General features: G+C 69.9%; 19 protein-coding genes. 16 read left to right on the forward strand and 3 right to left on the reverse strand.

Annotated elements, in window-relative coordinates; all coding sequences use genetic code 11:
* Positions 1 to 70 precede the first annotated feature (70 nt).
* The 4 genes from QFZ74_RS18145 to QFZ74_RS18160 all read left to right on the forward strand — a co-directional run bounded on the left by QFZ74_RS18145 (position 71) and on the right by QFZ74_RS18160 (position 3,420).
* On the forward strand, positions 71 to 805 hold the full coding sequence (locus QFZ74_RS18145) for an A24 family peptidase (RefSeq protein WP_307621866.1): 735 nt from the start codon (positions 71 to 73) through the stop codon (positions 803 to 805).
* Positions 806 to 875: 70 nt separating this feature from the next.
* Positions 876 to 2,075: a cyclic dehypoxanthinyl futalosine synthase gene (gene mqnC / locus QFZ74_RS18150; protein ID WP_307621867.1), complete on the forward strand. Its 1,200-nt coding sequence runs from the start codon at positions 876 to 878 to the stop codon at positions 2,073 to 2,075.
* A gap of 7 nt (positions 2,076 to 2,082) precedes the next feature.
* Entirely contained in the window at positions 2,083 to 2,682 is a 600-nt protein-coding gene (locus tag QFZ74_RS18155) for a hypothetical protein (protein ID WP_307621868.1), read from the forward strand.
* A gap of 42 nt (positions 2,683 to 2,724) precedes the next feature.
* The gene (locus QFZ74_RS18160) at positions 2,725 to 3,420 is read left to right on the forward strand and encodes a demethylmenaquinone methyltransferase (protein WP_307621869.1); all 696 of its coding nucleotides are present in this window, start codon (positions 2,725 to 2,727) and stop codon (positions 3,418 to 3,420) included.
* Positions 3,421 to 3,495: 75 nt separating this feature from the next.
* Here QFZ74_RS18160 and QFZ74_RS18165 read toward each other — a convergent pair whose 3' ends face one another.
* Positions 3,496 to 3,804, reverse strand: a complete 309-nt coding sequence (locus tag QFZ74_RS18165; protein WP_307621870.1) for a PASTA domain-containing protein — start codon at positions 3,802 to 3,804, stop codon at positions 3,496 to 3,498.
* 148 nt (positions 3,805 to 3,952) lie between these two features.
* Entirely contained in the window at positions 3,953 to 4,459 is a 507-nt protein-coding gene (locus QFZ74_RS18170) for a GNAT family N-acetyltransferase (RefSeq protein ID WP_307621871.1), read from the reverse strand.
* 97 nt (positions 4,460 to 4,556) lie between these two features.
* On the opposite strand from QFZ74_RS18170, the gene QFZ74_RS18175 reads away from it, so the two are divergent.
* Positions 4,557 to 5,840, forward strand: a complete 1,284-nt coding sequence (locus QFZ74_RS18175; protein ID WP_307621872.1) for a geranylgeranyl reductase family protein — start codon at positions 4,557 to 4,559, stop codon at positions 5,838 to 5,840.
* 172 nt (positions 5,841 to 6,012) lie between these two features.
* On the opposite strand, the gene QFZ74_RS18180 is transcribed toward QFZ74_RS18175, so the two are convergent.
* Positions 6,013 to 6,834: a C40 family peptidase gene (locus tag QFZ74_RS18180; protein ID WP_307621873.1), complete on the reverse strand. Its 822-nt coding sequence runs from the start codon at positions 6,832 to 6,834 to the stop codon at positions 6,013 to 6,015.
* A 768-nt stretch (positions 6,835 to 7,602) separates the two neighbouring features.
* Here QFZ74_RS18180 and QFZ74_RS18185 point away from each other — a divergent pair.
* Genes QFZ74_RS18185 through nuoK form a run of 11 tightly spaced genes read left to right on the forward strand, consistent with a single transcriptional unit; the run spans position 7,603 to position 18,426 of the window.
* Positions 7,603 to 7,962, forward strand: a complete 360-nt coding sequence (locus QFZ74_RS18185; RefSeq protein WP_307621874.1) for an NADH-quinone oxidoreductase subunit A — start codon at positions 7,603 to 7,605, stop codon at positions 7,960 to 7,962.
* A 13-nt stretch (positions 7,963 to 7,975) separates the two neighbouring features.
* Entirely contained in the window at positions 7,976 to 8,530 is a 555-nt protein-coding gene (locus QFZ74_RS18190) for an NADH-quinone oxidoreductase subunit B family protein (protein WP_307621875.1), read from the forward strand.
* Complete coding sequence (locus tag QFZ74_RS18195) at positions 8,527 to 9,297, forward strand: NADH-quinone oxidoreductase subunit C (RefSeq protein ID WP_307621876.1); 771 nt, start codon at positions 8,527 to 8,529, stop codon at positions 9,295 to 9,297. The genes QFZ74_RS18190 and QFZ74_RS18195 overlap by 4 nt, the downstream gene beginning before the upstream one ends.
* Entirely contained in the window at positions 9,294 to 10,619 is a 1,326-nt protein-coding gene (locus tag QFZ74_RS18200) for an NADH-quinone oxidoreductase subunit D (RefSeq protein WP_307621877.1), read from the forward strand. The genes QFZ74_RS18195 and QFZ74_RS18200 overlap by 4 nt, the downstream gene beginning before the upstream one ends.
* A complete protein-coding gene (gene nuoE / locus QFZ74_RS18205; protein WP_307621878.1) occupies positions 10,616 to 11,479 on the forward strand; it encodes an NADH-quinone oxidoreductase subunit NuoE in 864 nt (287 codons plus the stop codon). Before QFZ74_RS18200 ends, nuoE begins: the two co-directional genes overlap by 4 nt.
* Positions 11,476 to 12,825: an NADH-quinone oxidoreductase subunit NuoF gene (gene nuoF, locus QFZ74_RS18210; RefSeq protein ID WP_307621879.1), complete on the forward strand. Its 1,350-nt coding sequence runs from the start codon at positions 11,476 to 11,478 to the stop codon at positions 12,823 to 12,825. Before nuoE ends, nuoF begins: the two co-directional genes overlap by 4 nt.
* Positions 12,822 to 15,323 (forward strand): NADH-quinone oxidoreductase subunit G, encoded by a 2,502-nt coding sequence (locus tag QFZ74_RS18215; protein ID WP_307621880.1) that lies wholly within the window; start codon positions 12,822 to 12,824, stop codon positions 15,321 to 15,323. The genes nuoF and QFZ74_RS18215 overlap by 4 nt, the downstream gene beginning before the upstream one ends.
* A complete protein-coding gene (gene nuoH / locus QFZ74_RS18220) occupies positions 15,320 to 16,696 on the forward strand; it encodes an NADH-quinone oxidoreductase subunit NuoH (RefSeq protein WP_307621881.1) in 1,377 nt (458 codons plus the stop codon). The genes QFZ74_RS18215 and nuoH overlap by 4 nt, the downstream gene beginning before the upstream one ends.
* Positions 16,689 to 17,291: an NADH-quinone oxidoreductase subunit NuoI gene (nuoI, locus tag QFZ74_RS18225; protein WP_307621882.1), complete on the forward strand. Its 603-nt coding sequence runs from the start codon at positions 16,689 to 16,691 to the stop codon at positions 17,289 to 17,291. Before nuoH ends, nuoI begins: the two co-directional genes overlap by 8 nt.
* Positions 17,288 to 18,130, forward strand: a complete 843-nt coding sequence (locus QFZ74_RS18230; RefSeq protein WP_307621883.1) for an NADH-quinone oxidoreductase subunit J — start codon at positions 17,288 to 17,290, stop codon at positions 18,128 to 18,130. Before nuoI ends, QFZ74_RS18230 begins: the two co-directional genes overlap by 4 nt.
* Positions 18,127 to 18,426: an NADH-quinone oxidoreductase subunit NuoK gene (gene nuoK / locus QFZ74_RS18235; protein WP_023547474.1), complete on the forward strand. Its 300-nt coding sequence runs from the start codon at positions 18,127 to 18,129 to the stop codon at positions 18,424 to 18,426. The genes QFZ74_RS18230 and nuoK overlap by 4 nt, the downstream gene beginning before the upstream one ends.
* The last annotated feature ends 8 nt before the right edge of the window (positions 18,427 to 18,434 follow it).

Below are 18,434 nucleotides of genomic sequence, written 5' to 3' on the forward strand. Positions count from 1 at the left end.
TAGGCTCGGCCCGGCCCACCTTGGACCACCAACTCCCCGACACCATCCAGGAATCGGACACCGCGGCCGAATGAGTGATGACCTCGTGCTCGTCGCCGCCGCCGCGCTCTGGGGCGCGGCGGCCGGGACCCTGCTGCCCCGTGCGGCCTATCGCTTCTCCGTCCCCTCCGAGCAGCCCTGGCGGGCCAGTTGCCCGGGCGGCCATCCGCTGCGCGGGTGGCTCGGACGCGCGCGCTGTGGGGAGTGCGCGCACGTGCTGCCGTACGATCGCGCCGCCCCCCTCCTCGTCCTCGCCACCGCCCTCGTCTGCGCTGCTCTCGCCGCGGCCACCGGCACGCGTCCCGAACTCGGCGTCTGGCTGCTGCTCGCGCCCGTCGGAGTGCTGCTGGCCGTCGTGGACTTCCGGGTGCAGCGGCTGCCGGACCCGCTGACGCTGCCCCTCGCGGCCGCCGCCCTCGGCCTGCTCGCCCTCGCCGCCCTCGCGCCCGAGCACGCCGGCACCTGGCTCACCGCGCTCTACGGCGCCCTCGCGCTCGGCGGCGGCTACTACCTGCTGTTCCGTATCAACCCCGCCGGCATGGGCTTCGGCGACGTCAAACTGGCCCTCGGCATGGGCGCCGTCCTGGGCTGGTACGGCTGGCCCACCGTCATGCTGGGTACGTTCGCCGGGTTCCTGTTCGGGGCGTTGTACGGCGGCGCCCTCGTCGTCGCGCGGCGGGCGGGGCGCAAGTCGGCCATCCCGTTCGGGCCGTTCCTCGCCGCGGGCGCGCTCGCGGGCGTGCTCATCGGCGCGTACGCCGCCTGAGGTCGGGAGGGTCCGGTCGCTGGCGTAGGCTGGTCCGGTCTGTCCACAAGCCCACGAAAGGGACGCCCCGGTGACCGAGAAGGCCGACCTCCAGCCCGTGCTCGACCGTGCCGCGGCGGGTGGACGCATCACCCCCGAAGAGGCGCTCGACCTCTACCGCCACGCGCCGTTGCACGCCCTCGGCGCCGCCGCCGACGCCGTGCGCCGCCGCAAGTACGCGGGCAGCGAGCACATCGCGACGTACATCATCGAGCGGAACATCAACTACACGAACGTGTGCGTCACGGCGTGCAAGTTCTGCGCCTTCTACGCCGCGCCCAAGGACACCAAGAAGGGCTGGACCCGGGACCTCGACGACATCCTGCGCCGCTGCGCGGAGACCGTCGAACTCGGCGGCACCCAGATCATGTTCCAGGGCGGCCACCACCCGGACTACGGCGTCGAGTACTACGAGCAGCACTTCGCCGCCATCAAGAAGGACTTCCCCGACCTCGTCATCCACAGCCTGGGGGCGAGCGAGGTCGAGCACATGGCCCGGATCTCCGGGGTGTCGGTCGAGGAGGCCATCACCCGGATCCACGCGGCCGGTCTCGACTCCTTCGCCGGCGCCGGTGCCGAACTGCTGCCCGAGCGGCCGCGCAAGGCCATCGCCCCGCTCAAGGAGAGCGGCGAGCGCTGGCTGGAGATCATGGAGATCGCGCACGGGCTCGGCGTCGAGTCCACCTCGACGATGCTCATGGGCACGGGCGAGACCAACGCCGAGCGCATCGAGCACCTGCGGATGATCCGGGACGTGCAGGACCGCACCGGCGGCTTCCGCGCCTTCATCCCGTACACCTACCAGCCCGAGAACAACCACCTGAAGGGCCGCACGCAGGCGACGCTCTTCGAGTACCTGCGGATGATCGCGATCGCCCGCCTCTTCCTCGACAACGTCCAGCACATCCAGGGTTCCTGGCTGACCACGGGCAAGGAGGTCGGCCAGCTGTCGCTGCACTACGGCGCCGACGACCTCGGCTCGATCATGCTGGAGGAGAACGTCGTCTCCTCGGCCGGCGCCAAGCACCGCTCCAACCGGCTGGAGATCATCGAGCTGATCCGCAAGGCGGGCCGCACCCCGGCCCAGCGCGCGACGACGTACGAACACCTCGTCGTGCACGACGACCCGGCGAACGACCCCGTCGACGAGCGCGTCGTCTCGCACATCTCCTCGACGGCCATCGAGGGCGGCACGGCCCACCCCGAGCTGAAGCTGCTGGCGTCCAACTAGTCCCGCCGTGCTGACACTTCACCTCGCCGAGCTCTCGCCCGAGGTGGCTGTTCTGGTCGACGGCGCATCCCTCGCCGCCGTCGGTCCGTACGAGGAACTGGCCGCCGCCGAGCCCCGGGCGAGAGTGCGGCGCTGGCCCGGCATCCTCACCCCGGGGCTGCTGAACCCGTACGGCCCGGAGCTGCTGGAGGCCACCTACCATCCCGATCCGCGCGAGGCCGACGTCCTCGGCACCGAGCCCATCGGTGGGGCGCGGGCGCGGGAGATCTTCCGCGGCGATCCCGCGCGGCTCGGCGCGAGCGCGCGACGCGGGGTGCAGCGGATGCTGGCGCACGGCACGGTGGCGGTGGCCGGAGAGCTGCGGTCGCCGGCCGTGGTCGACGCGGTGCGCAGGGCCGGGCTCGTGACGGGGCGGCGGCCCGACCGTCTCCCGGGCCCTGCGGCGCTGTCCCCGAACCCGCTGATCCTGCTGCCGCGGCTCGTCCCGGGCGGGCCCGCCCGCTTCGCCGTGTTCGACGTCGCGGACCCTGCCGAACTGGTCCGCCGTGGTGCCGGCACCTGCGTGGCGACCGTGGTCGGCGGGCGGTTGGTGTACCGCGGCCGCTGAGCCGCGGCCGGTCCGGTCGGCCGATGCTGCAACAATGGGCGGGTGACCCGCGCATTCCTGGACAAGCAGCCGCACGAAGTCGCCTCGATGTTCGACAACGTGGCGGAACGGTACGACCTGACGAATGACGTTCTGTCGCTCGGCCAGGACCGGAGATGGCGCAAGGAGGTCGCGCGGGCGGTCGACGCGCGCCCCGCGCAGAAGGTCCTGGACCTGGCCGCCGGTACGGCCACCTCGTCGCTGCCCTTCGCGCAGACGGGCGCGTACGTCGTTCCGTGCGACTTCTCCCTCGGCATGCTTCAGGTCGGCAAGAAGAAGCACCCCTGGCTGCCGCTCACGGCCGGCGACGCCACGAAACTGCCGTTCAAGGACGACACCTTCGACGCGGTGACGATCTCCTTCGGGCTGCGCAACGTGCAGGACACCGACGCGGCGCTGCGCGAGCTGTACCGGGTGACGCGGCCTGGCGGACGCGTGGTGATCTGCGAGTTCTCGCACCCGACGTACGCGCCCTTCCGCACCGTCTACACCGAGTACCTGATGCGCGCCCTGCCGCCGGTCGCGCGCGCGGTCTCCTCCAGCCCCGACGCGTACGTCTACCTCGCCGAGTCCATCCGCGCCTGGCCCGACCAGCCGGCGCTGGCCGAGCGGCTGCAGAAGGCCGGCTGGTCGAAGGTGGCCTGGCGCAACCTCAGCGGCGGCATCGTCGCCCTGCACCGCGGCTTCAAGCAGGCCTGAGCCCCTGGCTCGGCGGGCGCTCGCCCGTCCGTTCACGGGGCGCTCGCCGACCCGTTCACGAGGCGCTCGCCGGCTTCACCGGCCCAGCGCCTCGAACGCGTCCCCGGGCCGGTCCAGTTCGCGCTGGAGACCGCCCTGGGGCGGCTTCGGGACGCGCGGCTCGCGCACTCCTCCGCCGCCGTCCCCCTCGCCGAAGTCGAACCACACGTACACCGGCGACTCCCGCGGCACCTCGACGCCGGGCCGCGGGTACTGGCGTACGACGTAGTCGACGACGGCGAGGTGGAACTCCGGCCGGTCGGGGGCGGCGAGGAGCAGGCCGTTCACCCGGGCCGTCTCGCGCGCGTCCACGGCCATCAGGCCGACCAGGCGCGGTACGCGCACTTCGGGTGTCTTGCGTGTTATGCGCACAGATGTCACCCCCCAGTGGTGAAGGCAGGGTAACTCCGGGCGTACGGAGCCTGGAAGGGGCGGGTGCCTTTCTGTGACGTTCGACTACTTTGAGTAGTCGGTTCGTCGGTCCGGTGGTCGGTCACAGGTCGAGGCGGTAGCAGTGCCCCTGCCGCTGCGACTGCGGGGTCGTGAAGACCTCGGCCAGGCTCATGCCCAGGCGCCGGGTGACCGCGATCGAGCGCGCGTTGCGGGCGTCGATCATCGCCACCACGCTCGGCACGCCCAGCGCGCGCAGCCGCTCCAGGGTCTGGTGCGCGGCCGCGGTGACGTACCCGTGGCCCCAGTGCGCCCGGCCGAGCCGCCAGCCGATCTCGATCTCGCCGGCCGGGCCCCACGGCCGCTCCCACGGCTGGGCCCCCGTGAAGCCGACGACCTCGCCCGAGGGGCCGAGCACGGACCACAGACAGAAGCCGTACTCCGCGTCGTGGCGGCGCTGGCGGGCGGTGAGCTCCTCGTACACCGACAGCTCCGCCGCCTTTCCTCCCTGGAACTCCATGACGTCGGGATCGGCGAAGATCCGGTGCCAGGCGAACGCGTCCTCGTGGGTGGGAACACGCAGCCGCATTTCGGGGAGAGCTCGGTTCACGGGAGCAGCCCTTCAGCCGGTTGATGAATTCTGCTGAATAGACTGCCCATGTCCGGTGCCTGCCGGCACGCAGAATTCGAACCTGGGAGACCCTGCCGTGACCGAGCCCCTCTCCGAGAACACCGCCGATGTGATCGTCGTGGGCGCGGGGCCAGCCGGCTCCACGACCGCGTACCACCTCGCCCGGTCCGGACTCGACGTCCTCCTGCTGGAGAAGACCGAGTTCCCGCGCGAGAAGGTCTGCGGCGACGGCCTCACCCCGCGCGCCGTCAAGCAGCTCGTGGCGATGGGCATCGACATCTCCGAGGAGGCCGGCTGGCTGCGCAACAAGGGTCTGCGCATCATCGGCGGCGGCAGCCGGCTCCAGCTGGACTGGCCCGACCTCGCCTCCTTCCCGAACTACGGACTCGTGCGCAAGCGCGACGACTTCGACGAGCAGCTGGCCCGCCAGGCCCAGAAGGCGGGCGCGCGGCTGTACGAGCGCTGCAACGTCTCCGGCCCGATCGTCGACAACCGCACCGGCCGGATCACCGGCGTGACCGCCAAGCTGGGCGAGGAGAAGCGCGAAGTCGCCTTCCACGCCCCGCTCGTGGTCGCCGCCGACGGCAACTCCACGCGGCTGTCCCTGGCGATGGGCCTGCACCGCCGCGAGGACCGGCCGATGGGCGTGGCCGTGCGGACGTACTTCGAGTCCCCGCGCCACGACGACGACTACCTGGAGTCCTGGCTGGAACTGTGGGACCGGCGCGGCCCCGAGAAGCGCCTGCTGCCCGGCTACGGCTGGATCTTCGGCATGGGCGACGGCACGTCCAACGTCGGCCTCGGCGTGCTCAACACCTCCGACTCCTTCAAGGAGCTGGACTGGCGCGAGGTGCTGAAGGCCTGGTGCGCCTCGATGCCCGAGGAGTGGGGCTACACGCCGGAGAACATGACCGGCCCGATCCGTGGCGCCGCGCTGCCCATGGCGTTCAACCGCCAGCCCCACTACACCAAGGGCCTGCTGCTCGTCGGCGACGCCGGCGGCCTGGTGAACCCCTTCAACGGCGAGGGCATCGCCTACGCCATGGAATCCGGCCAGATCGCCGCCGACGTCATCGTCCAGGCCCAGGCGCGGGCCACCCCCGGCCAGCGCGAACTGGCCCTGCAGCGCTACCCGCGCATCCTCAAGGACACCTACGGCGGCTACTACACGCTGGGCCGCGCCTTCGTGAAGCTCATCGGCAACCCGAAGGTCATGCAGATCGGCACGCAGCGCGGTCTGACCCACCCGGTCATGATGAAGTTCGTCCTCAAGCTCCTGGCCAACCTCACCGACCCGACGGGCGGCGACGCGATGGACCGCGTCATCAACGCCCTGACGAAGGTGGCGCCGAAGGCATGACCCCGCGCTGAGACACCGACCGGGCGGCCCGGCGGGACGTACGCCGTCCTGCCGGGCCGCCGGTGTTCTCTGCCCGTGGGGTAGCCCGTTGGGACGAGGGGCACGCCGAAGGGACCGCCGCCGTCGTACGGCCGCGGTCCCCTTCGTCTGCGTCAGTGCGCCCGAGCGGGGCTCAGAGCACGCGCACGGCGCCGGTCGGCGGGTCGTACGAGAGCGGCTTCTCCACGACGCCCGTGGAGGGGTTCTGCGCGCCGACGAACATGCCGTCGCCGACGTACACGCCCACGTGGTACGCGCTGCCCGCGCTGCCCCAGTAGAGGATGTCGCCCGGCTGAAGGCTGTCCAGCGAGACCTGGGTGCCGGCGGTCGACTGGTCCTGCGAGACGCGCGGCAGGCTGACGCCGACCTGCTTGAAGGCGGCCTGGACGAGGCCCGAGCAGTCCCACGAGTTGGGGCCCGTGCCACCGGAGACGTACGCGTCACCGATCTGCGCCTTCACGAACGAGATGACCGAGGCGGCCGAACCGGTGCCGACGGACGCGCTCACGCTCGCGCCCGAGTCCGACGTGGAGACGGAGGCCGAGGCGGAGAGCTTGGCACGCTCCGCGGTGCGCGAGGCGCGCTCGGCGGCGGCCTGACGGGCCTCCTCGGCGGCCTTCTTGCGGGCCTCCGCCTGCTTCTTGGCGTCGGCGAGGTCCGCCTTGGCCTGCTTCGCGGCCTTTGCGGCGGCCGCGTCGCGCTCGGCCTGCAACTCGTAGTCGGCGGCGGCCATCTGCGTGGCGTCGGCGGACTGAGCGACCTGGACGGCCATGTCGGCCGTCAGGGTGGGCAGTTCAAGGGTCTGCGTCACCGGCTCGGCGGCGCTGGCCGAGCCGGACGCCCCGGCAACTGCCAGGGTGCTGAGAACGCCACCGGCAACTCCGGCCCGCATCGCGATTTTCGACGTGCTGCGGCGGGGCTTCCGGTGGCTGCGTATGTGAGCGGTGTGGGACATGGGAACAACCGGTATCAGGGACTCCTTCATATCTTCAAGAAACGTGGGCTGCGCCACAGTTGCTCAATAGGTCCCGTGAATCCCGGGCGTGTCGCTCTTTATTGACGCCGGAACGGACATTGCGGGCGGGGTTGATCGTACCCGTGATCACGGTGTTTCGTCATTACGCCCGAATTGCCCGCCGTCTACCACTGGTTGCGGTCTGTGGCCAAGCTCGGTTTCGTGACACCTCGTCCGCATGTGACGGAGGTCACGGAACGGTCACCGTGGGGGTCGCGTCCCGCGTGTGCGCACCGCGTGCCGAACGGGGTGCGGAAGTTCGTGAATGTGCGCACGCGTCCACATCGCGCTCCGCCCCTCCCTCCGACGTGTGAACGCGGGTCTCTATCAGTCCGCCCGATCCAGCACCAATTTGCATGCAAGAGAAGCATCTTGATATTGAGACGACCCCTCTGACCTGCGACGGCGAGCGAAAATGTCACCTCTGGTGATCGCTCGAACGCTTCGCGTGCGAAGATCACCGCTCATCCGACTTCATGATCCTTCGTCAGGTGGTGGAGATCACAAAGCTTGTGTAATACCCCGTGTCGCAGATCACAGACCGGCGGGCATAGGATGCGAGGCAGTTGGGCTTGTGACCTGCTTCACATGTTCTCGATCTTCGCCCGTGACGAGCGTGACGAGTGGGGCTCCTGAGACGGATGGGGCGGGTTTGGGTCCGATGCCAATCCGCCAGCAGTCAGTGCCGACTGAGAGGAGCGAGGAGCGGTGAACGCGTATGCGCCCATCCTCGTACTGGGAGCCCTCGGGGCAGGCTTTGCGATCTTCTCCGTGATCATGGCCGCGCTGATCGGGCCGAAGCGGTACAACCGCGCCAGGCTCGAGGCCTATGAATGCGGTATCGAGCCGACCCCCACGCCGGTCGGCGGCGGGCGCTTCCCCATCAAGTACTACCTGACGGCGATGCTCTTCATCGTCTTCGACATCGAGATCGTCTTCCTCTACCCCTGGGCCGTCACCTTCGACGCCCTGGGTGTTTTCGGGCTCGTGGAGATGCTGCTCTTCGTGCTCACCGTCTTCGTCGCGTACGCGTACGTGTGGCGGCGCGGCGGCCTGGAATGGGACTGAGGGGCCTTAGGACATGGGACTCGAAGAAAAGCTGCCGAGCGGCTTCCTGCTGACGACCGTCGAGCAGGCCGCGGGCTGGGTGCGCAAGGCGTCCGTCTTCCCCGCCACGTTCGGCCTCGCCTGCTGCGCCATCGAGATGATGACCACCGGCGCCGGCCGCTACGACCTCGCGCGCTTCGGCATGGAGGTGTTCCGCGGCTCACCGCGCCAGGCGGACCTCATGATCGTCGCGGGCCGGGTCAGCCAGAAGATGGCGCCGGTGCTGCGGCAGGTCTATGACCAGATGCCGAACCCCAAGTGGGTCATCTCCATGGGCGTCTGCGCCTCCTCGGGCGGCATGTTCAACAACTACGCGATCGTCCAGGGCGTCGACCACGTCGTCCCGGTCGACATCTATCTCCCCGGCTGCCCGCCCCGCCCCGAGATGCTGATCGACGCGATCCTCAAGCTCCACCAGAAGATCCAGTCCTCCAAGCTCGGCGTCAACGCCGAGGAGGCCGCCCGCGAGGCGGAGGAGGCGGCGCTCAAGGCACTGCCCACGATCGAGATGAAGGGGCTGCTGCGGTGAGCGACGCACACGGCACCAGCGGTGCGAACGGCGTGAACGGCTCGAACGGGGTCAACCCCGAGAAGGACCTCTCCGCCTCCAACCTCCCCGGCCAGCGCGGCCAGGGGGGCGAGGAGATCCGCGTCCAGCGCGGCATGTTCGGCGCCAACAACGGCGGCGACACCTCCGGTTACGGCGGCCTGGTCCGCTCGGTCCGACTCCCGGGACCGGCGGCCCGCCCCTACGGCGGCTGGTTCGACGAGGTCGCCGACGAGCTGGAGGGCGCGCTGGAGGAGCAGGGCCTCGTGCCCGGCAACGCCATCGAGAAGACGGTCATCGACCGCGGCGAACTCACCTTCCACATCGAGCGCGAGCACCTGGTCCGCGTCGCCCGCACCCTGCGAGACGACCCGGCGCTGCGCTTCGAGCTGTGCACCGGCGTCAGCGGCGTCCACTACCTGAGCGACAAGGGCCGCGAGCTGCACGCCGTCTACCACCTGCGCTCGATCACCCACAACCGGCTGATCCGCCTGGAGTCCAGTGCTCCCGACAGCGACCCGCACCTGCCGTCCCTGGTCCCGGTCTATCCGACCAACGACTGGCACGAGCGGGAGACCTACGACTTCTTCGGGATCGTCTTCGACGGTCACCCGGCCCTGACGCGGATCATGATGCCGGACGACTGGCAGGGCCATCCGCAGCGCAAGGACTACCCCCTCGGCGGCATCCCCGTCGAGTACAAGGGCGCCCAGATCCCGGCTCCGGACCAGCGGAGGTCGTACTCGTGAGCAGCACGCAGTCAGCATCCGCCCGTGACACCACCGAGGGCGCCGTCTACACGGTCACCGGTGGCGACTGGGACGAGGTCGTCGAGTCCGCGGCCCGCGCCGACGACGAGCGCATCGTCGTCAACATGGGTCCGCAGCACCCGTCCACCCACGGGGTGCTCCGCCTGATCCTGGAGATCGAGGGCGAGACGGTCACCGAGGCCCGCTGCGGCATCGGCTACCTCCACACCGGCATCGAGAAGAACCTCGAGTACCGGACGTGGACGCAGGGCACCACGTTCGTGACGCGCATGGACTACCTGACGTCCTTCTTCAACGAGGCCGCCTACTGCCTCGCCGTGGAGAAGCTCCTCGGCATCGAGGACGAGATCACCGAGCGCACGAACATCATCCGGGTGCTCCTGATGGAGCTGAACCGGCTCTCCTCCCACCTGGTGTGCATCGCCACCGGCGGCATGGAGCTCGGCGCGACCACGATCATGATCTACGGATTCCGTGACCGCGAGATGATCCTCGACATCTACGAGCTCATCACGGGCCTTCGGATGAACCACGCGTACATCCGCCCCGGCGGACTCGCCCAGGACCTGCCGCCCGGCGCGGTGGACCAGATCCGCGAGTTCATCAAGAAGATGAAGAAGAACCTCCCGGAGTACGACAAGCTCGCCACCGGGAACCCCATCTTCAAGGCCCGTATGCAGGACGTCGGCTACCTCGACCTGGCCGGCTGCATGGCCCTCGGCGTCACCGGCCCGATCCTGCGCTCCACCGGCCTGCCGCACGACCTGCGCAAGACGCAGCCGTACTGCGGCTACGAGACGTACGACTTCGACGTCCCGACCGCCGACACCTGCGACGCCTACGGCCGCTTCCTGATCCGCCTGGAGGAGATGCGCCAGTCGCTCGGGATCATCGAGCAGTGCCTGGACAGGCTCCAGCCCGGCCCGGTCATGGTCGCCGACAAGAAGATCGCCTGGCCCGCCCAACTCGCCCTGGGACCGGACGGACTGGGCAACTCCCTCGACCACATCAAGAAGATCATGGGCACCTCCATGGAGGCTCTGATCCACCACTTCAAGCTGGTCACCGAGGGCTTCCGCGTCCCGCCGGGACAGACATACGCGGCGGTCGAGTCGCCCAAGGGCGAGCTCGGGGTGCACGCGGTCTCCGACGGCGGCACCCGCCCCTACCGGGTCCACTTCCGCGACCCGTCCTTCACCAACCTGCAGGCCATGGCGGCGATGTGCGAGGGCGGCCAGGTCGCCGACGTCATCGTCGCCGTCGCGTCCATCGACCCCGTGATGGGAGGCGTCGACCGGTGACCACCAGTTCTTCGGAGCGGGGCGTCAGCCTGGGCATGCCCGAACTGCCCGCCCCCGCGTATCCGGACGACGTCCGGGCCCGGCTGGAGACGGAGGCCCGCGAGATCATCGCGCGCTACCCCGACTCCCGTTCCGCGCTCCTGCCGTTGCTGCATCTCGTGCAGTCGGAGGAGGGCTACGTCACGCGCACCGGGATGCGGTTCTGCGCGGACGTGCTGGAGCTGACCACGGCCGAGGTCACCGCGGTCGCCACCTTCTACACCATGTACCGGCGCAAGCCGAGTGGTGACTACCAGGTGGGCGTCTGCACCAACACGCTGTGCGCGGTCATGGGCGGCGACGCGATCTTCGAGTCCCTCCAGGAGCACCTCGGCGTCGGCAACGGCGAGACCACCGACGACGGCAAGGTCACCCTGGAGCACATCGAGTGCAACGCGGCCTGCGACTACGCGCCGGTCGTGATGGTCAACTGGGAGTTCTTCGACAACCAGACCCCGGCCAGCGCCACCCGCCTCGTCGACGACCTCCGCGCGGGGCGGCCCGTCGAGCCCACGCGCGGGGCGCGCCTGTGCACCTTCAAGGAGACCGCCCGGATCCTCGCCGGCTTCCCCGACGAGCGGCCGGGCGCCGTCGAGGAGGGCGGCAGCGCGGGACCCGCCTCGCTGGTGGGACTCCGGCTGGCCAGGGGAGAGGCCGCGCGCGTGGTGCATCCGCGGGACGGCGGACCCCACGACGAACCGCAGGACACGGTGCACGAGCCGTCCCCGGCCGAGCACCTCAGCTCGCACGACGCGCCGCTCGACACCTCGGCCTCGGACCCCGCGCACCCGGCCGGGCCTACCGCAGAGGAGGGGGAGTGATGACGGTGGCACCCGAGATCAAGGACCCCAGTCCCGAGAAGCTGCTCGCACCGGTGCTGTCCGCCTTCTGGGACGAGGACAGGTCCTGGACGCTGGACGTGTACCGCAGGCACGAGGGGTACGAGGGGCTCCGCAAGGCGCTCGCCATGTCGCCGGACGACCTGATCGCGTACGTGAAGGACTCCGGTCTGCGCGGGCGCGGCGGCGCCGGGTTCCCGACGGGAATGAAGTGGCAGTTCATTCCCCAGGGCGACGGAAAGCCGCACTATCTAGTTGTCAACGCCGACGAGTCGGAGCCCGGGACCTGTAAGGACATCCCGCTCCTCTTCGCGAACCCGCATAGCCTCATCGAGGGCATGGTGATTGCGTGTTATGCCATCAGGTCGTCTCATGCCTTCATCTATCTGCGTGGTGAAGTAGTCCCCGTATTGCGGCGGTTGCACGAGGCCGTGCGCGAGGCCTACGAGGCGGGCTTCCTGGGCGAGAACATCCTGGGCAGCGGACTCGACCTCGACATCACCGTGCACGCGGGTGCGGGCGCGTACATCTGCGGTGAGGAGACCGCGCTGCTCGACTCGCTCGAGGGCCGCCGTGGTCAACCGCGGCTCCGTCCCCCTTTCCCTGCGGTGGAAGGCCTCTACGCCTGTCCGACTGTGGTGAATAACGTCGAATCGATCGCGTCAGTTCCCGCCATCCTGAACAACGGCAAGGAATGGTTCAGGTCGATGGGCAGCGAGAAGTCCCCCGGCTTCACGCTCTACTCGCTCAGCGGCCACGTCGCGAGCCCCGGCCAGTACGAGGCACCGCTCGGCATCACCCTGCGCCAGCTCCTCGACATGAGCGGCGGGATGCGCCGCGGCCACCGCCTCAAGTTCTGGACGCCGGGCGGCTCCTCCACGCCGATGTTCACCGACGAGCACCTCGACGTCCCCCTCGACTACGAGGGAGTGGGCGCCGCCGGTTCCATGCTCGGCACCAAGGCGCTCCAGTGCTTCGACGAGACGACCTGCGTGGTCCGCGCGGTCACCCGCTGGACCGAGTTCTACGCCCACGAGTCCTGCGGCAAGTGCACGCCCTGCCGCGAAGGCACGTACTGGCTCGTGCAGTTGCTGCGTGACATCGAGGCCGGCAAGGGCGTCATGTCCGATCTCGACAAGCTGAACGACATCGCCGACAACATCAACGGCAAGTCGTTCTGCGCCCTCGGCGACGGCGCCGCCTCGCCGATCTTCTCCTCGCTCAAGTACTTCCGCGAGGAGTACGAGCAGCACATCACGGGCCGGGGCTGCCCCTTCGACCCGGCAAAGTCGACGGCCTGGGCGGACCGCCCGGAGGTGAACGCATGACCGTGACCACGAGCGCTCCCTCCGGAGGGGGAGCGGCGGCGGTCCCGCCGGAGGACCTCGTCACGCTGACGATCGACGGCGTGGAGCTCAGCGTGCCCAAGGGCACGCTGGTCATCCGGGCCGCCGAACAGCTCGGCATCGAGATCCCGCGCTTCTGCGACCACCCGCTCCTCGCCCCGGCCGGCGCCTGCCGTCAGTGCATCGTCGAGGTCGAGGGCCAGCGCAAGCCGATGGCGTCCTGCACGATCACATGCACCGACGGCATGGTCGTGAAGACCCAGCTCACCTCACCCGTCGCCGAGAAGGCCCAGAAGGGTGTGATGGAGCTGCTGCTCATCAACCACCCGCTGGACTGCCCGGTCTGCGACAAGGGCGGCGAGTGCCCGCTGCAGAACCAGGCCATGTCGCACGGCAACGCCGAGTCGCGCTTCGAGGGGAAGAAGCGGACGTTCGAGAAGCCCGTCGCGATCTCCACGCAGGTGCTGCTCGACCGTGAGCGCTGTGTGCTGTGCGCCCGCTGCACCCGGTTCTCCAACCAGATCGCGGGCGACCCGATGATCGAGCTGCTGGAGCGGGGCGCGCTGCAGCAGGTCGGCACCGGTGAGGGCGACCCCTTCGAGTCGTACTTCTCCGGGAACACCATCCAGATCTGCCCGGTCGGCGCGCTCACGTCGGCGGCGTACCGCTTCCGCTCGCGCCCCTTCGACCTGGTCTCCTCGCCGTCGGTGTGCGAGCACTGCTCCGGCGGCTGCGCCACCCGCACCGACCACCGGCGCGGCAAGGTCATGCGGCGGCTCGCCGAGAACGACCCCGAGGTCAACGAGGAGTGGATCTGCGACAAGGGACGCTTCGCGTTCCGGTACGCGCAGTTGAGGGATCGGCTCCAGACGCCGCTCGTGCGCAACGCCGAGGGTGACCTCGAACCGGCGTCCTGGCCGGAGGCGCTGCAGATCGCCGCCCAGGGGCTGCTGGCCTCGCGCGGCAGGACCGGTGTCCTCACCGGCGGCCGGCTGACCGTCGAGGACGCCTACGCCTACAGCAAGTTCGCGCGCGTGGCCCTCGACACCAACGACATCGACTTCCGCGCCCGCGTGCACAGCGGCGAGGAGACCGACTTCCTCGCGGCCCGCGTGGCCGGCCGCGGACGGGACATCGACGGTACGGGCGTCACGTACACGGCTCTGGAGAAGGCGCCCGCCGTCCTGCTCGTCGGCTTCGAGTCGGAGGAGGAGGCGCCCGGCGTCTTCCTGCGGCTGCGCAAGGCCTGGCGGGCGCACAAGCAGAAGGTGTTCTCGGTGGCCACGTACGCCACCCGCGGTCTGGAGAAGACCGGCGGCACGCTGCTGCCGGCCGCTCCCGGCACCGAGACCGAATGGCTCGACGCGCTCGCGAGCGGCGTCGGCCTGGAGGAGGACGGGGCGCGGGCCGCCGAGGCGCTGCGCGGCGAGGGCGCCGTCATCGTGGTCGGTGAACGGCTCGCCACGGTCGCCGGCGGTCTCACCGCCGCCGTGCGGGCCGCCTCCGCGACCGGCGCCCAGCTGGCGTGGATCCCGCGCCGGGCCGGCGAGCGCGGTGCGATCGAGGCGGGCGCGCTGCCGTCGCTGCTGCCGGGCGGGCGCCCGGCCACCGACCCGCGCGCGCGTGAGGAGGTCGCCGCGGTCTGGGGCCTGGCCGAGATCCCCTCGCGCTACGGTCGGGACACCGGCGAGATCGTCGAGGCCGCCGCGCGCGGCGAGCTCCAGGCGCTGCTGGTCGCGGGCGTGGAGGTCGCCGACCTGCCCGACCCGGCCCGCGCGCGACAGGCGCTCGGCGAGGCCGGCTTCGTGGTGTCGCTGGAGCTGCGGCCCAGCGAGGTCACCGAGCTCGCCGACGTAGTCCTGCCGGTCGCCGCGGTCGCCGAGAAGGCCGGCACCTTCCTCAACTGGGAAGGCCGGGTCCGCTTCTTCGAGGCCGCGCTCAAGCCCGACCAGATGACCCGTCGTCTCGCGAGCGACGCGCGCGTGCTGCAGATGCTGGCCGACGCCATGGACGTCCACCTGGGTCTGCCGGATCTGCGCACCACGCGCGCGGAGCTCGACCGGCTCGGTGCCTGGGACGGACCGTGGGCCTCGGCCCCGCTGGAGACCGGAAGCGCGCTGCCGCGTCCGGCCGCGGGGGAGGCCGTGCTCTCCGGGCACCGGCTGCTGCTCGACCAGGGCCTGCTCCAGGACGGCGACGAGGCGCTCGCCGGCACCCGGCACGCCGCCCACGCGCGCGTGTCGGCCGCGACGGCCGCCGAGGCGGGCGTCAAGGACGGCGACCTGCTGGCCGTGACCGGCTCGCACGGGACGGTCGAACTCCCGCTCCAGGTCACGGAGATGCCCGACCGGGTGGTCTGGCTCCCGCTGAACTCCGCCGGCGGGGGCGTGGCCTCCGACACCGGGGCGCTCCCCGGCTCCCTCGTCCGTATCGGCCCGGCGCCGCTCGCCGGTGCGGCCCCCAAGGAGGTGGAGGCATGAGTCCGTACCTCGCCGCTGAAGACCTCTCGATGTTCGGTCGCGACCCCTGGTGGCTGATCGTCGTCAAGGCGGTGTTCTGCTTCGCCTTCCTGATGGTGACCGTGCTGTTCTCCATCGTGTGGGAGCGCAAGGTCCTCGCCTGGATGCAGCTGCGCATCGGTCCCAACCGGCACGGCCCCTGGGGTCTGCTCCAGTCGCTCGCCGACGGCGTGAAGCTCATGCTCAAGGAGGACGTCGTCGTCAAGCGCGCGGACAAGGTGGTGTACATCCTCGCGCCGATCGTCGCGGCCATCCCGGCCTTCATGGCGATCGCGGTGATTCCCTTCGGACCCGCCGACAACGAGATCTCGATCTTCGGCCAGCGCACCACGATGCAGCTGACCGACCTGCCGATCGCGATGCTCTACATCCTCGCGGTCGCCTCGGTCGGCATCTACGGCATCGTCCTCGCGGGCTGGAGCTCCGGCTCCACCTACCCGCTCCTCGGCGGCCTGCGCTCCTGCGCGCAGATGATCTCGTACGAGATCGCCATGGGCGCCGCGTTCGCCTCGGTGTTCCTCTACTCGGGGTCGATGTCGACGTCGACGATCGTGGAACAGCAGCAGGACCGCTGGTACATCCTGCTGCTGCCGGTGTCGTTCATCCTCTACATCGTCACCATGGTCGGCGAGACCAACCGCGCGCCGTTCGACATGCCGGAGTCCGAGGGCGACCTGGTCGGCGGCTTCAACACCGAGTACTCGTCGATCAAGTTCGCGCTGTTCATGCTCGCCGAGTACGTGAACATGGTGACGGTCTCGGCCGTGTCGACCACGCTGTTCCTCGGCGGCTGGCGGGCCCCCTGGCCGATCAGCACCTTCTGGGAGGGCGCGAACCACGGCTGGTGGCCGATGCTCTGGTTCGTCGTCAAGGTCCAGCTGCTGCTGTTCTTCTTCATGTGGCTGCGCGCCTCACTTCCGCGGGTGCGTTACGACCAGCTGATGAAGCTCGGCTGGAAGGTCCTCATCCCGGTCTCCGTGGTCTGGCTGATGCTCGTCGCGACCGTGCGGACCCTGCGCAACGAGCACTACGACTTCGCCGACATCGCCCTCTACGTCGGCGGCGGTGTCCTGGCCCTGCTGCTGTTGTCCTTCGTCGCCGACATGTTCCGCGAGAAGGCGAAGACGGCGCAGGCGCCCGCCGCCCAGGCGGCCGGATTCGACCCGATGGCGGGCGGATTCCCCGTACCGCCGCTGCCCGGACAGGAGTTGCCGCCGGTGCCGAGGCGTCGCTCGCGCCAGGAGCGGGAGCTGATTGTCAGTGGCGGGGTGGACACTGTCGGTGACGGATCTTCTGACGGATCTTCGGATGGAAAGGAGGCGTCCGATGGCTGAGGAGCCCAAGGAGACCGACCCCGGTTTCCTGAATCCCGCGGCCGGCTTCGGCGTGACCTTCAAGGCCATGTTCAAGAAGCGGCTGACCGAGCAGTACCCGGAACAGAAGAAGACCACGGCTCCGCGGTTCCACGGACGGCACCAGCTCAACCGTCATCCGGACGGCCTGGAGAAGTGCGTCGGCTGCGAGCTGTGCGCCTGGGCCTGCCCGGCCGACGCCATCTACGTCGAGGGCGCCGACAACACCGACGAGGAGCGCTACTCGCCGGGCGAGCGGTACGGCCGCGTCTACCAGATCAACTACGCCCGCTGCATCCTGTGCGGTCTGTGTATCGAGGCGTGCCCCACGCGCGCGCTCACGATGACCAACGAGTTCGAGCTGGCCGACTCCAGCCGCGCCAACCTCATCTACACCAAGGAGCAGCTGCTCGCCGGCCTCGAGGACGGCATGGTCGACACTCCGCACGCGATCTACCCGGGGATGGACGAGCAGGACTACTACCGCGGACTGGTGACGGAGGCCGCTCCCGGCACCGAGCCCCAAGTCGCCGTCTCCAAGGGTGAGAAGTCCGCCGGAGAGGAGGTGGACGCATGAGCGCGCAGCTCGCCGCCTACTCCACCTCCACCGGTGAGGCCTTGCAGTTCTGGGTTCTCGGCACGGTCGCCGTGCTCGGCGCCCTGGGCGCGGTCCTCATGCGGAAGGCCGTGCACAGTGCCCTCTGCCTCGCCGGGACCATGATCGTCCTGGCGGTGTTCTACCTCGCCAACGGCGCCTACTTCCTGGGCATCGTGCAGATCGTCGTCTACACCGGCGCGATCATGATGCTGTTCCTGTTCGTGGTGATGCTCGTCGGCGTCACGGCCGCGGACTCGCTGAAGGAGACCATCAAGGGGCAGCGCTGGCTGGCCCTTGTCTGCGGCGTCGGCTTCGGTGTCCTGCTCTTCGCGGGCATCGCGAACGCCTCGCTGAAGGACTTCGACGGCACCGGCCAGGCGAACGCCAACGGCAACGTGGAGGGCCTCGCGGCCCTCATCTTCACCAAGTACGTCTTCGCCTTCGAGATCACCGGCGCCCTGCTCATCACGGCCGCCGTCGGCGCGATGGTGCTCACCCACCGCGAGCGCACCGAGCGTGCCCGGACCCAGCGCGAGATGGCCGAGCAGCGCGTGCGCGAGGGCAAGCACGTACCGCCGCTGCCCGCCCCCGGTGTCTACGCCCGGCACAACGCCGTGGACGTCGCGGGCCTGCTGCCCGACGGCAGCCCCTCCGAGCTCTCGGTCAACAAGACGCTGCGCGAACGCGGCCAGATCCGGGACGTCTCGGCGGAGGCGCTGAACGATCTGCGGGCCCTGGAGCAGCGCGCGGAGGAGCGCCTGGAGCGTACGGCGATCGAGCCGGCGAACTTCAAGCGCAGCGAGGAGGCGTCGAAATGAACCCGGTCAACTACCTCTATCTGGCCGCCCTGTTGTTCACGATCGGCGCCACCGGCGTGCTGATCAGGCGCAACGCGATCGTCGTGTTCATGTGCATCGAGCTCATGCTCAACGCCTGCAACCTCGCGTTCGTCACCTTCTCCCGGATGCACGGCAACCTCGACGGCCAGATCATCGCGTTCTTCACGATGGTCGTCGCCGCCGCGGAGGTCGTGGTCGGGCTCGCGATCATCGTGTCGCTGTTCCGTACCCGCCACTCGGCCTCGGTCGACGACGCCAGCCTGATGAAGCTGTGAGGGGTCGC

Origin of the sequence: Streptomyces sp. V3I7, assembly GCF_030817495.1 — a bacterium.
GTDB lineage: Bacteria > Actinomycetota > Actinomycetes > Streptomycetales > Streptomycetaceae > Streptomyces.

Excerpts from the sequence above, each read along its gene's own strand:
- nuoK (WP_023547474.1), top strand. The coding sequence starts at position 18,127 with ATGAACCCGGTCAACTACCTCTATCTGGCCGCCCTGTTGTTCACGATC.
- QFZ74_RS18145 (WP_307621866.1), top strand. The coding sequence starts at position 71 with ATGAGTGATGACCTCGTGCTCGTCGCCGCCGCCGCGCTCTGGGGCGCG.
- QFZ74_RS18190 (WP_307621875.1), top strand. The coding sequence starts at position 7,976 with ATGGGACTCGAAGAAAAGCTGCCGAGCGGCTTCCTGCTGACGACCGTC.
- QFZ74_RS18180 (WP_307621873.1), bottom strand. The coding sequence starts at position 6,834 with ATGTCCCACACCGCTCACATACGCAGCCACCGGAAGCCCCGCCGCAGC.
- QFZ74_RS18215 (WP_307621880.1), top strand. The coding sequence starts at position 12,822 with ATGACCGTGACCACGAGCGCTCCCTCCGGAGGGGGAGCGGCGGCGGTC.
- QFZ74_RS18230 (WP_307621883.1), top strand. The coding sequence starts at position 17,288 with ATGAGCGCGCAGCTCGCCGCCTACTCCACCTCCACCGGTGAGGCCTTG.
- nuoI (WP_307621882.1), top strand. The coding sequence starts at position 16,689 with ATGGCTGAGGAGCCCAAGGAGACCGACCCCGGTTTCCTGAATCCCGCG.
- nuoH (WP_307621881.1), top strand. The coding sequence starts at position 15,320 with ATGAGTCCGTACCTCGCCGCTGAAGACCTCTCGATGTTCGGTCGCGAC.